Source organism: Pseudomonas sp. PDM24 (assembly GCF_019218905.1).
Classification (GTDB): Bacteria; Pseudomonadota; Gammaproteobacteria; order Pseudomonadales; family Pseudomonadaceae; genus Aquipseudomonas.
The window spans coordinates 36,455-54,930 of record NZ_JAHUWR010000001.1; the positions used below are offsets into that span (position 1 = coordinate 36,455).

Here is an 18,476-nt window from a genome sequence, read left to right on the forward strand (position 1 = left end):
GTGCAGGCTTCTAAGTGCAGGCTTCGCCCCGAAAGGGTTTTTGCGTAAAATGCCGGCCTTTCGTCACACCTCACGGATTTCGCGTCATGGGCACTCTTACGGTCAACCAGAACAAACTGCAAAAGCGCCTTCGCCGCCAGGCGGGTGAGGCTGTCGCCGATTTCAACATGATTGAAGACGGCGACAAGGTCATGGTCTGCCTGTCCGGTGGCAAAGACAGCTACACCATGCTCGACGTGCTGATGCATTTGCAGAAGGTCGCCCCGATCAAGTTCGAGATCGTGGCCGTGAACATGGACCAGAAGCAGCCAGGCTTTCCCGAGCACGTGCTGCCGGCTTACCTCAAGGATCTGGGCATCGAGTACCACATCGTCGAGAAAGACACTTATTCGGTGGTCAAGGAGCTTATTCCTGAGGGAAAGACCACCTGCTCGCTGTGCTCGCGCCTGCGTCGCGGCACGCTCTACACCTTTGCCGATGAAATCGGCGCGACCAAAATGGCCCTCGGTCACCACCGCGACGACATCGTCGAGACGTTCTTCCTCAACATGTTCTTCAACGGCTCGCTCAAGGCCATGCCGCCGAAGCTGCGCGCCGATGACGGGCGCAACGTGGTGATCCGGCCGCTGGCCTACTGCAACGAAAAAGACATTCAGGCCTACTCGGACTTCAAGCAATTCCCGATCATCCCGTGCAACCTCTGCGGCTCCCAGGAAAACCTGCAACGCCAGGTGGTTAAAGAGATGCTGCAGGAGTGGGAACGCAAGACCCCGGGCCGTACCGAAAGCATTTTCCGCAGCTTGCAGAACGTGATCCCGTCGCAACTGGCGGACCGCAACCTGTTCGACTTCACCAACCTGCGCATCGATGAAACCGCGGCTTCGCGGTTCGTCAACGTAGTAAACCTCTGAACAAATTGTGTGGGAGCGGGCTTGCTCGCGAATGCGTAGTGTCAGCCGACATTATTGTTGACTGACACTACGCATTCGCGAGCAAGCCCGCTCCCACAGGTTTTCTGTTTCAATCCGTAGGAGAGGGCATGCGCGATTACAAGTGGCTGCACGAATACTGTCTGAACCGCTTCGGTTCGGCGGCTGAACTGGAAGCCCATCTGCCCGTTCCCAAGACCCCGGTGCAATTGCGCAAGATCAGTGACGACCGCTACCTCTCGACCATGGCGTTGCGGGTATTCCGCGCCGGGCTCAAGCACAGCCTGGTGGACGCCAAGTGGCCGGCGTTCGAAGAAGTGTTCTTCAAGTTCGACCCGGAAAAAGTCGTGCTGATGAGCGCCGAACACCTGGAGCGCCTGATGCAGGACGCGCGGATCATCCGCCATCTGGGCAAGCTCAAGAGCGTGCCGCGCAATGCACAGTTCATTCTGGACGTGGCCCATGAGAAGGGCAGTTTTGGCGCGTTGATCGCCGAATGGCCGGTGACCGATATTGTCGGCTTGTGGACCTACCTGAAAAAACACGGGCATCAGTTGGGCGGGTTATCGGCACCGCGATTCTTGCGCATGGTCGGTAAGGACACGTTCGTGCCGAGCTACGACGTGGTGGCAGCGCTGAGTGCGCAGAAGATCGTCGACAAGGTGCCAACCAGCCTGCGGGACATGGCCACGGTGCAAAATGCGTTCAACCAGTGGCACGAAGAGAGCGGAGGGCGGCCGATGAGCCAGATTTCGATGATGCTGGCTTACACAGTGAATCATTGAGACCGAGTCGCGGCCTTCGCGGGCAAGCCTCGCTCCTACGGGGAATGGTGGTGCCCTTGTAGGAGCGAGGCTTGCCCGCGAAGGCGTCAGTTCAGGCGACGCTGGTCTCGCCTTCACCCGCCAACTTGCGGTTCAACTGAAACCGCCACCGCACATACAACATTGCCGAGCAGAACACCGCCAGGCTCGCGCCCATCTCCAGTAAACCGAACAGCTGGCGGTTCGGGTCATACGCGGCCAATGCGCCCTTCATGAAATACAGGTTCACCACAAAACACATCCACGAATGCCCGCGGGCGCTGCCAACGATCATCCCCGGCGCCAGCAACAGCAGTGGCACCAGTTCGATCAGCAGAATCACCCACGGCCGCGCGCCATGCAGGTCGGCGAATATCAGGTAGTAGGCGCAGAGCAGTCCCACCAGGCCGAAAAAGCACAGCAGGCTGATGACGCGCATCGCCCGTACTCGCGGTTCGAGCCATTCGATGGAAGGCAGAATCTTCGGCTTTTTGGCCATTTCAACTCACCAACTTTTGCGCAGTCTTCGCCAACCGCAGGCCCAAGGCGCGGCACAGCGCAACTTCGTGTTCATTCAAACCGCTTTTGCCATCGGCCCCGGCGTGATGGCTGGCGCCGTAAGGCGTGCCGCCACCGCGGGTTTCCAGCAGCGCCGACTCGCTGTAAGGCAGGCCGGTGATCAGCATGCCGTGGTGCAGCAATGGCAACATCATCGACAGCAGCGTGGTTTCCTGGCCGCCGTGCAGGCTCGCGGTGGAGGTGAAGACCCCGGCCGGTTTGCCCACCAGGGCGCCGGTCAGCCACAGATTGCTGGTGCCATCGAGAAAGTACTTCAACGGTGCGGCCATGTTGCCGAAGCGGGTCGGGCTGCCGAGGGCCAGGCCGGCGCAGTTCTTCAAATCGTCGAGGCTGGCGTACAGCGCGCCTTCGTCGGGAATGTCCGGCGACACAGCTTCGCATTCGGTGGAAATCGCCGGCACGGTGCGCAGGCGCGCTTCCATACCGGACTGCTCGACACCACGGGCAATCTGCCGGGCCATTTCATTGGTCGAGCCACTGCGGCTGTAATACAGCACCAGAATGTACGGGGCACTCACGGCAGCAACTCCAGTACATTCTCCGGCGGGCGGCCGATGATGGCTTTGTCGCCGACTTCGAGAATCGGCCGCTCCATGAGTTTCGGGTGCGCGGCGATAGCAGCGATCAATTGCGCCTCGCCGAGGGTGCTGTCGGCCAGGTTGAGGGTTTTATACTCGTCCTCGCCGGTGCGCAGCAATTGCCGGGCGCTGATACCAAGCTTGCTCAGCAGGCTCTGGATTTGCGCGGCGTCCAGCGGGGTTTCCAGGTAACGGACCACGGTCGGGGCCAGGCCACGGGCTTCAAGCAGTTCGAGCGCACCGCGGGATTTCGAGCAGCGCGGGTTGTGATAAAGCGTCAGATCGGTCATGTGCGGGTCGCATCTTGCGTAAGGTGGCGGCTATTCTAACTGGGCGGCGCGTAATCCAGAACCTTGGGAGGCGATGGGTCGCAGGTGCATTCCATTTTTGACAAGGATCGAGACATGACAAGGCGACTGGCAGCGGCATTGGCGATCATGGGGGCGTTATTGTTGGGGGGCTGCGGCAATGACTATGGTACCGACCAAAACGGCCACAAAGTCGCCGCCGAACGTCTGGATAAACAATGGCTGGTGCTCAATTACTGGGCCGAATGGTGTGGCCCGTGCCGTACCGAGATTCCCGAGTTGAACGTGCTGGCCGAGCAGCTCAAGGGCAAGAAGATCGGAGTGTTCGGGGTCAACTTCGACAATGTGCAGGGCGAAGAGCTGAAAAGTGCCAGCGAGAAACTGGGGATCGCCTTCACCGTGCTGGCCCAGGACCCGGCCGACCTTTTCGAATTACCGCGCAGTGAAGCGTTGCCGGTGACTTACATCATCGATGACAAGGGCAAGGTGCGGGAACAGTTGATGGGCGAGCAGACGGCGGCGGGGGTGATGGCGAGGCTTGAGGCGTTGCAGGCTAAAAATTGATCTGTAGGAGCCAGGCTTGCCGGCGAAGGCGTACTTTGGAGCGCCTTCGCCGGCAAGCCTGGCTCCTACGAAAAGCAATTCACTGATCGTTCCCACGCCCCGCGTGGGAACGATCGGAGCGAGAGGATCAACCCTCTTCAAGCCACCAACGCAACGGTTTGCCTTGCGCCGGCCAGAAGCGCATCTGGTCGATCGGTGAAACGTCCCAGCGCTGGACGTTTTCCAGCGCCTGCAGGAAGCGTTTTTCCTGCTCCATCAACGCTGGCGCACACATTTTGCGGGTGCTGCCGATCTTGCCGAAGCTCAGCTTGTCGCCTTGCAGGGTATACGGCGCGAACCAGTGGTTGCAGCCGCCATTGCCATAGGCCCGACCATCTTCATCGAGGGTGATGGTCAGATGGCTGTAGTCCATCAGCGGACGCTCGCCGATCCATTCCAGAATGTAGCTGCGGTTGTGTTGCAATTGCACCGGCTCGGCGGCGCAGCCCAACAGGCTGGCGCCAGCCATGGCGGTCAGAGCAAGGCGCTTCATCACGCAGGCTCCTGGCACTTCTTGCACAGGTGCTTGTCACCGACGGTGGCCCAGCCCAGCTCGGCAATCCGTGCAGTGGCCGCCGGTTTTTCCGCCTTGTTGCCCAGCTTGGCGTCGACCGCGAACTCAAAGCTCAGTTCTTTGGCGCAGCTGTCGCAGTTGACCTTCCAGGTGTGAATCGCCAGTTCGCCGAACACCGGACCACTGGCCACCGCGACCCATTGGCCCGGCGGGTTGATCAAGTGGCGAACCGTTTCGACAGTCAGGCGCATGGACAAGTCCTTGCTGCCTTTAAGGGTCACTACCAACACGTCGTTATTACGAATCGAGCCGCCGTTGCCGGTGACTTGATAACGCCCCGGCACAAGGGCGCGGCATTCGGTGAGGGTGTGTTGCGGGTTCATCAGGCTATAGCGAAAATCGTGTTCGACCATGGGTCCTCCAAATATGCGCGATATGCTAGCACGGGCATGAACGCAGCATGGCGCGGGCATGTAACCTTCGATCTGGTTCAAATGACCTACCGAGTCATGGCACAATGCCGCTTTTGCATCTCTAAGGAATGGAAATGGCGTTGATCGAATGTTTTGAGTGCAAGCAACGCATCAGCTCCACGGCGCCTGCTTGTATTCATTGCGGTGCACCTGCGGTGGCAGAAGCGGCTACATCGACGGCAACGCAGGCGCCTCTTTCTTTCGGGCGCTTACCGACCAATGAGAACGTACCCAGGGTGACCCCGGCCGCTTTCGGGCGCAAACGTAAAGCCGAAGTCGAGGCCGAGATCCCGGCGCCGGCACCCGGCGGGCCGCGTCCGGTGGAACTCTGGCTGAAACTGATGATTTTCTTACTGCCGCCGTTTTTTGTCTGGTTCCTGCTGCGTCGCGGGCATTCGTTGGGGCAGCGCTTGCTGGGCTTCGGCTGGCTGGCCCTGATGATCCTTTTGTCCAAGGCCTGAGCCGATCAGCTCTCGACCTGATTCTGTGGCGAACCGGCCGCCCAGGCCGCGATGTTCTGCAGGGTGGTTGCGGCAATCGCGCCCAGGGCTTCGCGCGTGAGGAAGGCTTGGTGCGCGGTGATGATTACATTTGGAAAGGTCAGCAGGCGCGCCAGCACATCGTCCTGCAGCGGCAAGTCGGAGCGATCCTCGAAGAACAGCTGCGCCTCCTCTTCATAAACATCCAGCCCCAGATAGCCCAGTTGGCCGTCCTTCAACGCGTCGATCAGCGCCGGGGTGTCGACCAGACCGCCACGCCCGGTATTGATCAGCATTGCACCGGGCTGCATGTGCGCCAGTGATTCGCTGTTGATCAAGTGTTTGCTCTGTTCATTGAGCGGGCAATGCAGGCTGATGATCTGCGACTCGGCCAGCAGTTGCGGCAAGCTGAGGTAGCGCGCGCCGAGCGCTTCGACCTGCGGGTTCGGGTAAGGATCACAGGCCAGCAACTGGCAGCCGAAGCCGTTCATGATTTTCGCGAAGGTCGCGCCGATCTGCCCGGTGCCGACTACGCCGACGGTTTTGCCCACGAGATCGAAACCGGTCAGCCCGTGCAAGCTGAAATCGCCCTCGCGGGTACGGTTGTAGGCACGGTTCAGTCGGCGGTTGAGCGCCAGAATCAGCGCCACCGCGTGTTCGGCCACCGCGTGAGGCGAGTAGGCCGGAACCCGCACAATCGCCAACCCCAGGCGCTTCGCTACCGCCAGATCGACATGGTTGTAACCGGCCGAGCGCAGGGCGATCAGGTGTGTGCCACCCGCGGCCAGGCGTTCGAGAACCGGAGCACTGAGGTCATCATTGATGAAGGCACAAACCACTTCGTGATGCTCGGCTAGCGCCGCCGTGTCGAGGCTCAGTCGCGCTGGCTGGAAATACAGCTCGATGCCGGCGGGCAGGTCTGCGCTCAGAAAACTGTCGCGGTCGTAGGTCTGGCTGCTGAAAAGAAGCGTGCGCATGCTGTCCTCCTGGAAGTCTCAAATCCTGTAGCAGCTGGCGAAGCCTGCGTTCGGCGGCGAAGCCGTCGTAAAACCTGCATCCGCGGTTTACCTGAACGATTGCGGTGCCTGATTTAACGACGGCTTCGCCGCCGGACGCAGCCTTCGGCAGCTGCTACACAGAATGTATTTGAGCTTAGCCTTCCAGGCACTCCGTGTTATTGCGCTGCATCAGGCATTGATACGCGCATGGGCCGCCAGGCGATTGATGGCTCGTTCGAGTTCTTCCAGCGCGCCGGGGGCTTTCGGGTCCTGTTGCTTGAGCAGGGTTTCACTGCGCTGGCAGGCGGCGCGCAATTGCGGGACGCCGCAGTAACGGGTCGCCCCATGCAGGCGATGGACTCGCTCAATCAGCGCGTTCTGGTCATTGGCTTCACGAGCGACGCGGATGGCCTCGCGGTCGGCCTCCAGGGAGGCCAGCAGCATTGCCAGCATGTCCGCCGCCAGATCGGCCTTGCCCGCCGCCAAGCGTAGGCCTTCGTCGTGATCAAGCACCTGCAAGTCATTATCGTTGTTGCTTTCGCTGGAGCGCTCCGGCCCCAGATTGCGCAACGCCAGACCGGTCCATTTCAACACCACCTGCGCCAGTTGCCGTTCGCTGATGGGTTTGGTCAGGTAGTCATCCATGCCGCTTTGCAGCAATGCGCGTTTTTCGTTGGCCATCGCGTGGGCGGTGAGGGCGACGATCGGCAGTGGTGTGCAATGCCGTTCACTTTCCCACTGACGAATGGCTTCGGTGCTTTGGCGGCCATCCATGCCGGGCATCTGGACGTCCATCAGCACCAGGTCAAAGGTCTCGTTCTGTACGGCCTTGACCGCGGCGTAACCGCTTTCCACCGCGAGCACCTTGGCGCCCATGTCTTCGAGCAGGGTTTGCACCAGCAGCAGATTGGCCGGGTTGTCATCGACGCAAAGGACCTTCGGTGCGCGACTCGAAAGCGGCTCGCCGGGGTCGCTGCGCTGCTGGCGAGGGTTGACCATATCGGACAGGGCCCGACGCAGTTTGCGCGTGCAGGCCGGTTTGGACTGCAGCTGGCTGTGGGGGTTGGGCACCGAGAGGTGGAACAGCGTCAGTTCGGTGGTCGGGCACAACACCAACACTCTGCAGCCCAAGTGTTCGAGGTCCCAGATATGCTGGTTGAGGCGCTCCGGCGGCATGTCGTTGCTGGTGATGCCGAGCACTGCCAGGCCGATGGCCTGATCGGTCTGATGGGCACCGGTCACGCCATTGGCCAGACTTTCGAGGGTGTTGAACGGCGTGACTGCCAGGCCGCAGTCTTCCAGTTGATGCTGCAAGGCCTGACGGGCCAGCTCATGGTTTTCCAGAACCGCCACCCGCTGTCCGAGCAAGGGTGGGCCGGGCAGGTCCTCGGCGTCGTCGCGGGTTTTGGGCAGGCTCAGGCTGATCCAGAATTCCGAGCCTTCGCCTGGTGTGCTGTCGACGCCGATCTCACCACCCATCTGTTCGATCAGCCGTTTGGAAATCACCAGCCCCAGGCCGGTGCCGCCAGGTTGCCGGGACAGCGAGTTATCGGCCTGGCTGAAGGCCTGGAACAAGGCGCGCACGTCCTGGTTCGACAGGCCAATGCCGGTGTCCTGAATGCTGATGCGCAATTGCACGCTGTCTTCATACTCTTCTTCGAGCATGGCTCGGGCGACGATGGTGCCTTCGCGGGTGAACTTGATCGCGTTGCTCACAAGGTTGGTGAGAATCTGCTTGAGTCGCAGCGGATCGCCCACCAGCGACAGCGGTGTATCGCGATAAACCAGGCTCACCAGCTCAAGCTCTTTGGCATGGGCGGCGGGGGCGAGGATGGTCAAGGTGTCTTGCAGCAGGTCGCGCAGGTTGAACGGAATATGGTCGAGCACCAGTTTTCCGGCCTCGATTTTCGAGAAGTCGAGAATCTCGTTGATGATCCCCAGCAGGCTGTCCGCGGATTTTTCGATGGTGCCCAGGTAATCGAGCTGGCGCGGGGTCAATTCACTTTTTTGCAGCAAATGGGTGAAGCCGAGAATGCCGTTGAGCGGCGTGCGGATTTCATGGCTCATGTTGGCCAGGAACTCGGACTTGATCCGGCTCGCCTCCAGGGCTTCCTTGCGCGCAAGGTCCAGCTCGATGTTCTGGATTTCGATGGTTTCCAGGTTCTGACGCACGTCTTCGGTGGCTTGGTCGACGCTGTTTTGCAATTCTTCCTGCGCGTTCTGCAGGGTTCCGGCCATTCGGTTGATGCCGGACGCCAGTTCATCCAGCTCCTGGCTGCCGAGGGGCGGCAGGCGGGTTTCCAGGTGACCGTCCTTGAGCTGTGCCACGGCTTGTTTGATCTGGCTCAATGGCCGGTTGATGGTCCGCCCCATGCGCAACGCCAACAGCGCCGCACCGACCAGGCCACCGCCGATCAGCAGCAGGCTGGCGAACAGACTGCGGTAACCGCGCAGCAACATGCCACTGTGCGACAGTTCGAGTTCGACCCAGCCCAGCAGACGGTCGGCTTCATCGGGGATCAGGTCGCCGGCCAGGTTGCGGTGCTTGCCGAACACTGGCAGCAGGTAACGCGTGGCGTCATTGCCACTGCGGCGCAGCAGCTGTGAACCGTTGCCCAAAGGCGCCGAATTGAGCATGGTCGGGCCGGCATGGGCCAGCTGAGTGCGGTCGGGGGCGAGGAAAGTCACCGCGCGCACGTCGGTTTGTTCCAGGAACTGGGTGGCGATGCGTTCCAGCAGGTCGTTGTCTTTGCGACCCATGGCCGGGGCCACCAGCGGTGCCAGCTGTTCGGCAATCATTTCGCCGCGCTGCATGAGTTGCGATTGCAGGTCCGATTGCTGCATCCAGGTGAAATAGCCGCCCAGAACCAGCGCCATCAGGGTGGTCGGTAACAGGGTCAGCAACAGCACGCGGCCTTTAATTCCCAGTTTCTTGAGCACGCATCTCTCCCGCATCCAGCTGTTTATTGACCTGCACATGCGTCCGGCACGCGCCACTTGCGCAGTGTAGCGATTTGCATGCAGGCAATCCTCGTAAAATTGATGTCGTCATTCGTCGGCCAGTTCCGCGCTTTGGTCTTGGGGAGCAAACCATGGGTTGCCCCTGGCGAGGCGATCTTGAATAATCGGCAACTGAGAATTATTTGCAGATACTCATGACTCCCATCTCTGTCGTTCCCCCCCGCGTCCTCTCCATCGAAGACGATCTGGTGCTCGGTGCTTATGTCCATGAGCATCTGGGGCGCTGTGGATTTCAGGTGACCTGGTGTCAGAACGGCCAGGAAGGGTTGGCCATTGCGCGCGAGCAAGCCTTCGATGTGGTGTTGATGGATATTCTGCTGCCGGGGCTGGATGGCCTGGCGGTGCTGACCCAACTGCGCCAGAGCCACTCAACACCAGTGGTGCTGATGTCGGCGCTGGGGGCGGAGGCGGATCGCATCAGTGGCTTTCGCCTCGGCGCCGACGATTACCTGCCCAAACCGTTCAGCATGGCCGAGCTGCGGGTACGCATCGAGGCGATCCTGCGGCGGGTGGCGCTCGATCGGCGGCCAGCGTCGGCATCGATTGCCCCTGCGATGGACAACCTGCATTTCGACGATGAACGGTGCGAGGTCTTTTTGGGCGAACACGCGGCCGGCCTGACTCGCAGCGAATATCGGTTGCTGGATACATTGAATCGCAACGGTGATGAAGTACTGAGCAAGGCGTTCCTTTATCAGCAGGTACTGCAGCGCGGTTATGCGCCCCATGACCGCAGCCTCGACATGCACATCAGCCAGATTCGCCGCAAGCTCAAGGCCATCGGTTACACCGAGCGTGAAGTGCGTACTGTCTGGGGCAAGGGGTATGTATTGAGTGCGGCCGATGAAATGGTCTGACGTGCCGGGCAAGCATTCACTGTTCTGGAAACTGGCTTGCCTGTTGGTAGCGTTCTGTCTGCTGATGATCTGGTTGAGTTGGTCCTGGGGCCGCTACATGGAAAAGAAAAACCTGTTCCTGTCCGACGAGGCCCGGGGCAGCCTGACGCGCTACGCCGCCGAGGCGGAGCGGGCGTGGAACGAACAGCAGAGTGCAGGCATTGATGCCTGGTTGCAGCGTGTCGGCGAGCGCGAGTCGACTTGGGTCGGTGTCATCGGTGGCGACTTGCAATCCCTGAGCAACTACCCGCTGACCCATCAGGAAATCCAGCGCCTGACCTTTTTGCGCGGTCTGGATTGGCCGGTGAGTCGGCGCCACCAGGGCCGGCCGTGGCTGAAGATCCCGTTTCCCAATGACCCGTCTGCCGGCAGCCTGGTGATCGAGTTGCCTCAGCGTTTTGTGCCAGGACGCTACCGGGTGTTTTGGCGGGTGATCACCAATGGGGTGATTCCCGGGCTGTTCACGCTGCTGCTGTGCGTGGGGCTGTATCGATTGCTGGTCGTCCCGCTGAACAGCCTGCGCGAGCAGGCCAACGCCTGGCGCGCCGACCAACTGACTGTGCGTTTATCGAGTCGCACCACCAACCGCAAGGATGAATTGGGTGAACTGGGCCGGGCCTTCGATCATATGGCCGAGCGCCTGCAAAGCACGGTGGCTCTGCAACAACAATTGCTGCGCGACCTTTCCCACGAATTGCGTACGCCACTGAGCCGGCTGCGGGTGGCCAGCGATAGCGAGCAAGACAAGGGGCAATTGCGCGAACGCATTGGCCGGGAAGTCGACGGCATGCAACGTCTGGTCGAGGACGCCCTGCAACTCGCCTGGCTCGACACCGAGCGCGCGCCGTTACCCGATGAAGCGATCCAGGTCCAGGCCTTGTGGGAAATGCTCACGGAAAACGCCTGCTATGAAAGTGGCTGGCCGGCGGGTCAGTTGCACTGTGCCGTGGATGCATCCTGCTGGGTGCGCGGCCATCTCAATACCCTGGCCCAAGCGCTGGAAAACATACTGCGCAACGCCATTCGTCATTCACCTGCGGGCGGTGTCGTGACGCTCGCTGGTCGGCGCGATGGCGACTTCTGGCACCTGTGGCTGGAGGACGAGGGCGGTGGAGTGGCGGACGAGGATCTTGAACGGATCTTCTCGCCGTTCATCCGGCTTGATGGATCGCGACCGGGGGATGGTGGGTTCGGGTTGGGGTTGAGCATTGCGAGGAATGCGGTGCAGCGCCAGGGCGGGCGTTTGTGGGCGGAGAATGCTGGGGCAGGGTTGCGGCTGAATATGCGTTTAGTAGCTGATGATGGTGGTGTTTGTCAGACCGCTTTCGCGAGCAAGCCCGCTCCCACATTGGAAATGTGCCAGGCAAACAATATGTGATCAACCCCGATCAAATGTGGGAGCGGGCTTGCTCGCGAAGAGGCCCTCCCAGCCACCACCGCACTGATCATGCCGGAGCGTTCCCGTTTATTTGTACGACCTTTCCTAAAGGGGATTGCCGACACCTTATGCCTGATTCGACGGAATAGACTCGCGTTTTTCCTCGTCCTCAAGGAGTTCGGCATGAATGCATCCAGCGTCCCCGACAACCGTTTCAATGAAGTGCTTGCGTTGATTCAAAGTGCCAAACAGCAAGCCATGCAGGCGGTGAATACTCAGCTGATTGAGCTGTATTGGCAGGTGGGTGCCTATATCAGTCGCAAGCTGGAAAAGGCTGAGTGGGGCGATTCTGTGGTCAGCCAACTGGCTGAGCATCTGGCCACGTCTCAACCTGGGTTGCGCGGTTTTACTCGCCCCAATCTGTTCCGCATGCGTCAGTTCTACGAGACTTACCGGGGGGACGAGAAAGTCTCACCACTGGTGAGACAAATACCCTGGACCCATAATCTGGTCATCTTCAGTCAGGGCAAACTCCCGGAAGAGCGGGAGTTTTATCTACGAATGGCGGTTCAGGAGAAGTGGTCGAAGCGCGAGTTGGAGCGTCAGTTCAAAACTGCACTGTTCGAGCGTAGCGTGACCCAACCGGCAAAAACCTCCGCAGTGCTAAGACATACTCACCCTGCGGCGCTTGAGATTTTCCGCGATGCCTACATGGTCGAGTTTCTCGACCTGCCCGGCGGCCATGCCGAAACCGATCTGCATAAGGGGCTGCTGGCGCGTCTCAAGGAATTTCTGATCGAACTGGGTCGTGACTTCTGCTTTGTCGGCTCCCAATACCCGCTGCAAGTCGGCGGGCGTGATTTCGCCCTGGATCTGCTGTTCTTCCACCGTGGGCTCAACTGTCTGGTAGCCATTGAGCTCAAGGTCGGTCGGTTTGAGCCGGAGTATTTGGGCAAGCTGGATTTCTATCTGGAAGCGCTGGATCGCAATGAGCGCAAACCCCACGAAAATCCTGCCATTGGTGTGTTGCTTTGTGCCAGCAAGGATGACGAGGTGGTCGAGTACGCCCTTAACCGTAGCCTGTCGCCAGCGTTAATTGCCGAATACCAGACTCGCCTGCCGGACAAGCAGTTGTTGCAGGCTAAATTGCATGAGTTTTATGCGCTGGATTTTGAGCAGGAGAAGAGCGGGTAATCTTCCTCTTATTCCCATTCGCCATAAGCCCCTTACTTTGCGTGATATGGCCTGCGCACGTTTGCCGGTATGATAGGCGCCCCCGCAGTCTGGATTGCGAATACGCCATGACCTTGCAGTACCCAACCATCGCCGATTGCGTCGGCAACACTCCGCTGGTCCGTTTGCAGCGCCTGCCTGGCGCCACCAGCAATACCCTTTTGCTCAAGCTCGAAGGGAATAACCCGGCGGGTTCGGTCAAGGACCGTCCGGCGCTGTCGATGATCACCCGTGCCGAATTGCGCGGGCAGATCCACGCCGGCGATACGCTGATCGAAGCGACCTCGGGCAACACCGGGATTGCCTTGGCCATGGCTGCGGCGATCAAGGGTTACAAGATGATCCTGATCATGCCGGACAACTCCAGCGCCGAGCGTAAAGCCGCCATGACGGCTTATGGCGCCGAGCTTATTCTGGTCAGCCAGGAAGAAGGCATGGAAGGCGCTCGCGACCTCGCCCAGCGAATGGAAGCCGAAGGCCGCGGCAAGGTGCTGGATCAGTTCGCCAACGGTGACAACCCCGAGGCGCACTACACCACCACCGGTCCGGAAATCTGGCGTCAGACCGAAGGTACCATCACTCATTTCGTCAGCTCGATGGGCACCACCGGCACCATCATGGGCGTTTCGCGCTACTTGAAAGAGCAGAACGACAACGTGCAGATCATCGGGCTGCAACCGATGGAAGGTTCGGCGATTCCGGGCATCCGTCGCTGGCCGCAGGAATACCTGCCGAAGATCTACCAGGCCGAGCGCGTGGACCGGATCGTCGACATGGCGCAAAGCGAAGCCGAAGACGTGACCCGTCGTCTGGCACGCGAAGAAGGCATCTTTTGCGGTGTGTCTTCGGGCGGTGCCGTGGCGGCGATGCTGCGCCTGTCCAAAGAAGTTGAAAACGCGGTGATCGTCGCGATCATCTGCGACCGTGGCGACCGTTACTTGTCGACCGGCATTTTCGACGCGCCCAACTGATGGCCAGGCAAGAGAGAGGCCTGCGCTTCCAGCCCACAGGCGGCAGCAAGGCCCCGCAAGTCCCGACCGGCAAAAAGCAGCGCTTGACGATTGAGCGCCTGGCCAATGACGGTCGCGGTATCGCGTTTTTCGAAGGTCGCACGTGGTTCGTCATCGGCGCATTGGCCGGTGAAGACGTCGAGGCGCGGGTCTTGGGTGCCCACGGCAAAGTGGTCGAGGCGCGCACCGAACGCGTGTTCCAGGCCAGTGAATTGCGCCGCCCGGCACCGTGCGCTCATGTCGCTCGCTGCGGCGGTTGCAGCGTGCAGCATTTGCCCCACAACGAACAGCTCGCCCTGAAACAGCGCATGCTCGCCGAGCAATTGTCGCGGGTTGCCGGTGTCGAACCTGAAGAGTGGGCAGCGCCGTTGAGCGGTCCGGAATTCGGCTACCGTCGTCGCGCCCGAGTGGCGGTGCGTTGGGACATGAAAGCGAAAAAACTCGAAGTCGGCTTCCGTGCTGCCGGCAGTCAGGACATCGTCGCCATCAACGAATGCCCGGTGCTGGTACAGCCCTTGCAATCGATCATGACCCGCTTGCCGGAGATGCTGCGGCGCTTGAGCAAACCTCAGGCGTTGGGGCATGTGGAGTTGTTCAGCGGTTCGTCATTGGCGGTATTGCTGCGGCACATGGCGCCGTTGTCCGAATCCGACATGACCATCCTCAAGGACTTCTGCGCGTTCCATGAAGCCCAGTTGTGGCTGCATGGCGACGGCGAGCCGCAACCGGTCGAGGCCGATCAGTCGCTGGGCTATCGCCTTGAGCAGTGGGACTTGAACCTGGCGTATCGGCCGGGAGATTTCATTCAGGTCAACGCCGGGGTCAACGAAGCGATGGTGGCCCAGGCGTTGGCGTGGTTGGCACCGAAATCTGATGAGCGGGTTCTGGACCTGTTTTGTGGGTTGGGCAACTTTGCTTTACCGCTGGCCAAAACCGTTCGCGAAGTGGTGGCGGTGGAGGGGGTGCAGGCGATGGTCGAGCGTGCCGCCGCGAATGCTGTCAGCAATAATCTGCATAACGCGAAGTTTTTTCAGGCCGATTTATCCCAGCCTTTGGCCGATGCCGAATGGGCCGATGAAGGCTTTTGTGCGGTACTCTTGGACCCACCTCGCGACGGTGCTTTTGAGGTGGTGCGCAAGCTGGCGTCTTTGGGCGCCAAACGATTGGTGTATGTGTCGTGTAACCCTGCAACGCTGGCGCGCGACACAGTCGAATTGATCAAGCAGGGCTACCGGTTAAAACGTGCCGGGATTCTCGATATGTTTCCTCAGACGGCACATGTCGAGGCCATGGCGTTATTTGAAGCGAGCTAGGACGGCTCGTCTGGTCCGACTGACCCGCTCGTGCAAAGCGCATTCGTCTTAGCCCCGCGAGTGCACACGGGCAGCGAAGGTCAGCGATTTGACGCATTGAATCTGCGTCGTAGGGAAGGTAAAGCAAGATGGTACAGGTGAGAGCACACCAGCCGATCAATACTGACGGCAGTATCAACCTCGAGGCTTGGCTCGATCATGCGGTCAGTGTCGATCTGGCACTGGATCGCGAAGCCTTGAAGGAAGCCTGCGAGTTCGCTCGCGAGGCCGAACAACAAGCCAATGCGGCGAAGAATCTGTGGTCCGAAGGGACCTCGAGTTTCCGCACGGGCCTTGAGATCGCCGAGATTCTCGCCGACCTCAAACTCGACCAGGATTCGTTGGTCGCAGCCGTGCTTTACCGCGGCGTGCGCGAAGGCCAGATCCAGTTGCCGGCGGTCAGCCAACGCTTCGGTCCGGTGGTCGCCAAACTCATCGACGGCGTGTTGCGCATGGCGGCGATCAGCGCCAGCCTGAGCCCCCGTCAATCCATGGTGCTGGGCACTCAAGGCCAGGTCGAAAACCTGCGCAAAATGCTCGTGGCCATGGTCGACGACGTGCGCGTCGCGCTGATCAAACTGGCTGAACGCACCTGCGCGATCCGCGCGGTGAAAACCGCCGACGACGAGAAGCGCAACCGCGTAGCCCGTGAAGTGTTCGACATTTACGCGCCGCTCGCCCACCGCCTCGGTATCGGTCACATCAAGTGGGAGCTGGAGGACTTGTCCTTCCGCTATCTTGAGCCTGACCAGTACAAGCAGATCGCCAAGTTGCTCCACGAGCGACGGCTGGATCGCGAGCGCTTTATCGCCGACGTGATGACCCAACTCAAAGAAGAGTTGCAGGCCACCGGCGTCGATGCGGACATCAGCGGTCGGGCCAAACACATCTATTCGATCTGGCGCAAAATGCAGCGCAAGGGTCTGGAGTTCAGCCAGATCTACGACGTGCGCGCGGTTCGCGTGCTGGTGCCGGAAATGCGCGACTGCTACACCGCGCTCGGCATCGTCCACACCCTGTGGCGGCATATCCCGAAAGAGTTCGACGACTACATCGCCAACCCGAAAGAGAACGGCTACCGCTCGCTGCACACCGCGGTGATCGGCCCTGAAGGCAAAGTGCTGGAAGTGCAGATCCGCACCCATGCCATGCACGAAGAAGCCGAGCTGGGCGTGTGCGCGCACTGGAAGTACAAGGGCACCGACGTCAAGTCCGGCTCGAACCACTATGAAGAGAAAATCTCCTGGCTGCGTCAGGTGCTCGAGTGGCACGAAGAGCTGGGTGATATTGGTGGCCTTGCCGAACAACTGCGGGTCGATATCGAACCGGACCGGGTCTATATCTTCACCCCGGACGGTCACGCCATCGACTTGCCGAAGGGCGCGACACCGCTGGACTTCGCCTACCGCGTACACACCGAAATCGGTCACAACTGCCGCGGCGCCAAGATCAACGGGCGGATCGTACCGCTCAACTACAGCCTGCAAACCGGTGAACAGGTCGAGATCATCACCAGCAAGCACGGCACGCCGAGCCGCGACTGGCTGAACCCGAACCTGGGTTACATCACCACCTCGCGGGCGCGGGCGAAGATCGTTCACTGGTTCAAATTGCAGGCCCGCGATCAGAACGTCGCGGCCGGTAAAACCTTGCTCGAGCGCGAACTCAATCGCCTCGGTCTGCCGCAGGTGGACTTCGACAAGCTGGCCGAGAAGGCCAACATGAAGACCGCCGAGGACATGTTCGCTGCATTGGGCGCAGGCGATTTGCGCCTGGCGCAATTGGTGAATCTGGCGCAGCAACTGGTCGAGCCGGAACGCGGCAACGAACAGCTGGAACTGATCCCGCGCAAAGCCACCGGCTACAAACCGGGCAAGCGTGGCGACATTCAGATCCAGGGCGTAGGCAACCTGATGACCCAGATGGCCGGCTGCTGCCAGCCGCTGCCGGGGGATGCGATCGTCGGTTACATCACTCAGGGCCGTGGCGTGAGCATTCACCGTCAGGACTGCGCCTCGGTGCTGCAACTGGCCGGGCGCGAGCCGGAGCGGATCATCCAGGTCAGCTGGGGCCCGGTGCCGGTGCTCACCTATCCGGTGGACATCATCATTCGCGCCTACGACCGTTCCGGTTTGCTGCGTGACGTGTCGCAGGTGCTGCTCAACGAGCGGATCAATGTGCTGGCGGTCAACACCCGTTCGAACAAAGAGGACAACACGGCGTTGATGTCCCTGACCATCGAAATTCCGGGGCTGGATGCGCTGGGGCGGTTGCTGGGGCGGATTTCCCAGTTGCCGAACATCATCGAAACCCGCCGTAACCGTACACCGTGAGAGACCTGCACGGAAATTGATGGTGACACCTGTAGGAGCGAGGCTTGCCCGCGAAGGCGGTGTGTCAGGTATGCCGCCTTCGCGGGCAAGCCTCGCTCCTACAAGTGAAGTGTGTAGAGATTAGAAGATGTATTCACTTGAAGACCTGCTGCACCTGATGAACCGTCTGCGCGACCCGCAATACGGCTGCCCGTGGGACATCAAGCAAACCTACGCGACCATCGTCCCGCACACCCTGGAAGAAGCCTACGAAGTCGCCGATGCGATTGAGCGCGGGGACTTCGATCATTTGCAGGGTGAGTTGGGCGATTTGTTGTTCCAGGTGGTTTATTACAGCCAGCTGGCCCGGGAAGAAGGGCGTTTCGAGTTCGATGGCGTGGTCGATAGCATCACGCGCAAACTGATCCGCCGTCATCCTCACGTGTTCCCCACCGGTGATCTGTATGCGCCGCTGGACATCCCGCGTCTGAATGAAGAGCAGGTCAAGCAGCGCTGGGAAGAGATCAAGGCTGAAGAGCGCGCCGAGAAGTCTTCGGCGCCGCAGCAGTTGTCCTTGCTCGACGATGTGCCTGCCGCGTTGCCGGCGCTGTCCCGTTCGGCAAAACTGCAGAAGCGCGCAGGGCAGGTCGGTTTCGACTGGCCGGACGCCTTGCCGGTGCTCGACAAGGTGCGCGAAGAGCTCGATGAAGTGCTCGAAGCCATGGCCGACAATGACTCGACGGCGATTGCCGATGAAGTCGGCGACCTGCTGTTTTCCGTGGTCAATCTGGCGCGACACCTCAAGGTCGATCCGGAAACCGCACTGCGCAGCGCGAACTCAAAGTTTGAAAGACGCTTCCGATTTATCGAACAGGCATTGCGCGACACCCACCGTCCCATAGAAGATTGCACCCTCGAAGAGTTGGACGCCTTGTGGGGCGAAGCCAAACGTCAGGAAAAGAATTTGCCCAGCTGCGGTTGAGCAGTTGCCTAAGTGAGAAATAAGCACC

At 60.4% G+C, this 18,476-nt stretch carries 18 protein-coding genes; 11 read left to right on the top strand and 7 right to left on the bottom strand.

Annotated features, from left to right (window positions below; all coding sequences use genetic code 11):
- Nucleotides 1-86 precede the first annotated feature (86 nt).
- Together ttcA and KW837_RS00155 are read left to right on the top strand one after the other, a co-directional pair.
- Complete coding sequence (gene ttcA / locus KW837_RS00150) at nucleotides 87-911, top strand: tRNA 2-thiocytidine(32) synthetase TtcA (protein ID WP_218394125.1); 825 nt, start codon at nucleotides 87-89, stop codon at nucleotides 909-911.
- 128 nt (nucleotides 912-1,039) lie between these two features.
- Entirely contained in the window at nucleotides 1,040-1,714 is a 675-nt protein-coding gene (locus KW837_RS00155) for a DNA-3-methyladenine glycosylase I (RefSeq protein WP_218394126.1), read from the top strand.
- A gap of 91 nt (nucleotides 1,715-1,805) precedes the next feature.
- Here KW837_RS00155 and KW837_RS00160 read toward each other — a convergent pair whose 3' ends face one another.
- The 3 genes from KW837_RS00160 to arsC are packed head-to-tail and all read right to left on the bottom strand — an operon-like array spanning nucleotide 1,806 to nucleotide 3,179.
- A complete protein-coding gene (locus tag KW837_RS00160) occupies nucleotides 1,806-2,231 on the bottom strand; it encodes a DUF2069 domain-containing protein (protein WP_192345640.1) in 426 nt (141 codons plus the stop codon).
- Nucleotide 2,232: 1 nt separating this feature from the next.
- Nucleotides 2,233-2,829, bottom strand: a complete 597-nt coding sequence (gene wrbA / locus KW837_RS00165; protein WP_008011647.1) for an NAD(P)H:quinone oxidoreductase — start codon at nucleotides 2,827-2,829, stop codon at nucleotides 2,233-2,235.
- Nucleotides 2,826-3,179, bottom strand: coding sequence for an arsenate reductase (glutaredoxin) (gene arsC, locus KW837_RS00170; RefSeq protein ID WP_192345641.1), 354 nt, complete (start codon nucleotides 3,177-3,179; stop codon nucleotides 2,826-2,828). The genes wrbA and arsC overlap by 4 nt, the downstream gene beginning before the upstream one ends.
- Before the next feature lie 114 nt (nucleotides 3,180-3,293).
- Between arsC and KW837_RS00175 the strand changes: the two genes are divergently transcribed.
- Nucleotides 3,294-3,761, top strand: coding sequence for a TlpA disulfide reductase family protein (locus tag KW837_RS00175; protein ID WP_218394127.1), 468 nt, complete (start codon nucleotides 3,294-3,296; stop codon nucleotides 3,759-3,761).
- A gap of 127 nt (nucleotides 3,762-3,888) precedes the next feature.
- Here KW837_RS00175 and KW837_RS00180 read toward each other — a convergent pair whose 3' ends face one another.
- Both KW837_RS00180 and KW837_RS00185 read right to left on the bottom strand, forming a co-directional pair.
- Nucleotides 3,889-4,293 carry an META domain-containing protein gene (locus tag KW837_RS00180; RefSeq protein ID WP_008074973.1) on the bottom strand — a complete coding sequence of 135 codons (405 nt, stop codon included), beginning with the start codon at nucleotides 4,291-4,293 and terminating at the stop codon, nucleotides 3,889-3,891.
- A complete protein-coding gene (locus KW837_RS00185; RefSeq protein WP_218394128.1) occupies nucleotides 4,293-4,727 on the bottom strand; it encodes a hypothetical protein in 435 nt (144 codons plus the stop codon). Before KW837_RS00185 ends, KW837_RS00180 begins: the two co-directional genes overlap by 1 nt.
- Before the next feature lie 134 nt (nucleotides 4,728-4,861).
- On the opposite strand from KW837_RS00185, the gene KW837_RS00190 reads away from it, so the two are divergent.
- Nucleotides 4,862-5,248 carry a hypothetical protein gene (locus tag KW837_RS00190; protein ID WP_218394129.1) on the top strand — a complete coding sequence of 129 codons (387 nt, stop codon included), beginning with the start codon at nucleotides 4,862-4,864 and terminating at the stop codon, nucleotides 5,246-5,248.
- 5 nt (nucleotides 5,249-5,253) lie between these two features.
- On the opposite strand, the gene KW837_RS00195 is transcribed toward KW837_RS00190, so the two are convergent.
- Nucleotides 5,254-6,243, bottom strand: a complete 990-nt coding sequence (locus KW837_RS00195) for a 2-hydroxyacid dehydrogenase (RefSeq protein WP_218394130.1) — start codon at nucleotides 6,241-6,243, stop codon at nucleotides 5,254-5,256.
- A gap of 210 nt (nucleotides 6,244-6,453) precedes the next feature.
- Nucleotides 6,454-9,204 carry a response regulator gene (locus KW837_RS00200; protein ID WP_123495892.1) on the bottom strand — a complete coding sequence of 917 codons (2,751 nt, stop codon included), beginning with the start codon at nucleotides 9,202-9,204 and terminating at the stop codon, nucleotides 6,454-6,456.
- A gap of 215 nt (nucleotides 9,205-9,419) precedes the next feature.
- Here KW837_RS00200 and KW837_RS00205 point away from each other — a divergent pair, with 215 nt between their 5' ends.
- The 7 genes from KW837_RS00205 (at nucleotide 9,420) to mazG (ending at nucleotide 18,448) form a co-directional block, all read left to right on the top strand.
- A complete protein-coding gene (locus tag KW837_RS00205; RefSeq protein ID WP_218394131.1) occupies nucleotides 9,420-10,142 on the top strand; it encodes a response regulator transcription factor in 723 nt (240 codons plus the stop codon).
- Nucleotides 10,129-11,559 carry a sensor histidine kinase gene (locus KW837_RS00210; protein ID WP_218394132.1) on the top strand — a complete coding sequence of 477 codons (1,431 nt, stop codon included), beginning with the start codon at nucleotides 10,129-10,131 and terminating at the stop codon, nucleotides 11,557-11,559. The genes KW837_RS00205 and KW837_RS00210 overlap by 14 nt, the downstream gene beginning before the upstream one ends.
- A gap of 183 nt (nucleotides 11,560-11,742) precedes the next feature.
- Nucleotides 11,743-12,753, top strand: a complete 1,011-nt coding sequence (locus tag KW837_RS00215) for a YhcG family protein (RefSeq protein ID WP_218394133.1) — start codon at nucleotides 11,743-11,745, stop codon at nucleotides 12,751-12,753.
- Nucleotides 12,754-12,860: 107 nt separating this feature from the next.
- Nucleotides 12,861-13,763: a cysteine synthase CysM gene (gene cysM, locus KW837_RS00220; RefSeq protein ID WP_007899067.1), complete on the top strand. Its 903-nt coding sequence runs from the start codon at nucleotides 12,861-12,863 to the stop codon at nucleotides 13,761-13,763.
- Complete coding sequence (gene rlmD / locus KW837_RS00225) at nucleotides 13,763-15,115, top strand: 23S rRNA (uracil(1939)-C(5))-methyltransferase RlmD (RefSeq protein ID WP_218394134.1); 1,353 nt, start codon at nucleotides 13,763-13,765, stop codon at nucleotides 15,113-15,115. Before cysM ends, rlmD begins: the two co-directional genes overlap by 1 nt.
- Before the next feature lie 128 nt (nucleotides 15,116-15,243).
- Nucleotides 15,244-17,487, top strand: coding sequence for a GTP diphosphokinase (gene relA / locus KW837_RS00230; protein ID WP_192345649.1), 2,244 nt, complete (start codon nucleotides 15,244-15,246; stop codon nucleotides 17,485-17,487).
- Between the two features lie 127 nt (nucleotides 17,488-17,614).
- Nucleotides 17,615-18,448 carry a nucleoside triphosphate pyrophosphohydrolase gene (gene mazG, locus KW837_RS00235; protein ID WP_218394135.1) on the top strand — a complete coding sequence of 278 codons (834 nt, stop codon included), beginning with the start codon at nucleotides 17,615-17,617 and terminating at the stop codon, nucleotides 18,446-18,448.
- Nucleotides 18,449-18,476: the final 28 nt, after the last annotated feature.

Excerpts from the sequence above, each read along its gene's own strand:
- ttcA (WP_218394125.1), top strand. The coding sequence starts at position 87 with ATGGGCACTCTTACGGTCAACCAGAACAAACTGCAAAAGCGCCTTCGC.
- KW837_RS00155 (WP_218394126.1), top strand. The coding sequence starts at position 1,040 with ATGCGCGATTACAAGTGGCTGCACGAATACTGTCTGAACCGCTTCGGT.
- KW837_RS00160 (WP_192345640.1), bottom strand. The coding sequence starts at position 2,231 with ATGGCCAAAAAGCCGAAGATTCTGCCTTCCATCGAATGGCTCGAACCG.
- arsC (WP_192345641.1), bottom strand. The coding sequence starts at position 3,179 with ATGACCGATCTGACGCTTTATCACAACCCGCGCTGCTCGAAATCCCGC.
- KW837_RS00175 (WP_218394127.1), top strand. The coding sequence starts at position 3,294 with ATGACAAGGCGACTGGCAGCGGCATTGGCGATCATGGGGGCGTTATTG.
- KW837_RS00180 (WP_008074973.1), bottom strand. The coding sequence starts at position 4,293 with ATGAAGCGCCTTGCTCTGACCGCCATGGCTGGCGCCAGCCTGTTGGGC.
- KW837_RS00185 (WP_218394128.1), bottom strand. The coding sequence starts at position 4,727 with ATGGTCGAACACGATTTTCGCTATAGCCTGATGAACCCGCAACACACC.
- KW837_RS00190 (WP_218394129.1), top strand. The coding sequence starts at position 4,862 with ATGGCGTTGATCGAATGTTTTGAGTGCAAGCAACGCATCAGCTCCACG.
- KW837_RS00195 (WP_218394130.1), bottom strand. The coding sequence starts at position 6,243 with ATGCGCACGCTTCTTTTCAGCAGCCAGACCTACGACCGCGACAGTTTT.
- KW837_RS00205 (WP_218394131.1), top strand. The coding sequence starts at position 9,420 with ATGACTCCCATCTCTGTCGTTCCCCCCCGCGTCCTCTCCATCGAAGAC.
- KW837_RS00210 (WP_218394132.1), top strand. The coding sequence starts at position 10,129 with ATGAAATGGTCTGACGTGCCGGGCAAGCATTCACTGTTCTGGAAACTG.
- KW837_RS00215 (WP_218394133.1), top strand. The coding sequence starts at position 11,743 with ATGAATGCATCCAGCGTCCCCGACAACCGTTTCAATGAAGTGCTTGCG.
- cysM (WP_007899067.1), top strand. The coding sequence starts at position 12,861 with ATGACCTTGCAGTACCCAACCATCGCCGATTGCGTCGGCAACACTCCG.
- rlmD (WP_218394134.1), top strand. The coding sequence starts at position 13,763 with ATGGCCAGGCAAGAGAGAGGCCTGCGCTTCCAGCCCACAGGCGGCAGC.
- relA (WP_192345649.1), top strand. The coding sequence starts at position 15,244 with ATGGTACAGGTGAGAGCACACCAGCCGATCAATACTGACGGCAGTATC.
- mazG (WP_218394135.1), top strand. The coding sequence starts at position 17,615 with ATGTATTCACTTGAAGACCTGCTGCACCTGATGAACCGTCTGCGCGAC.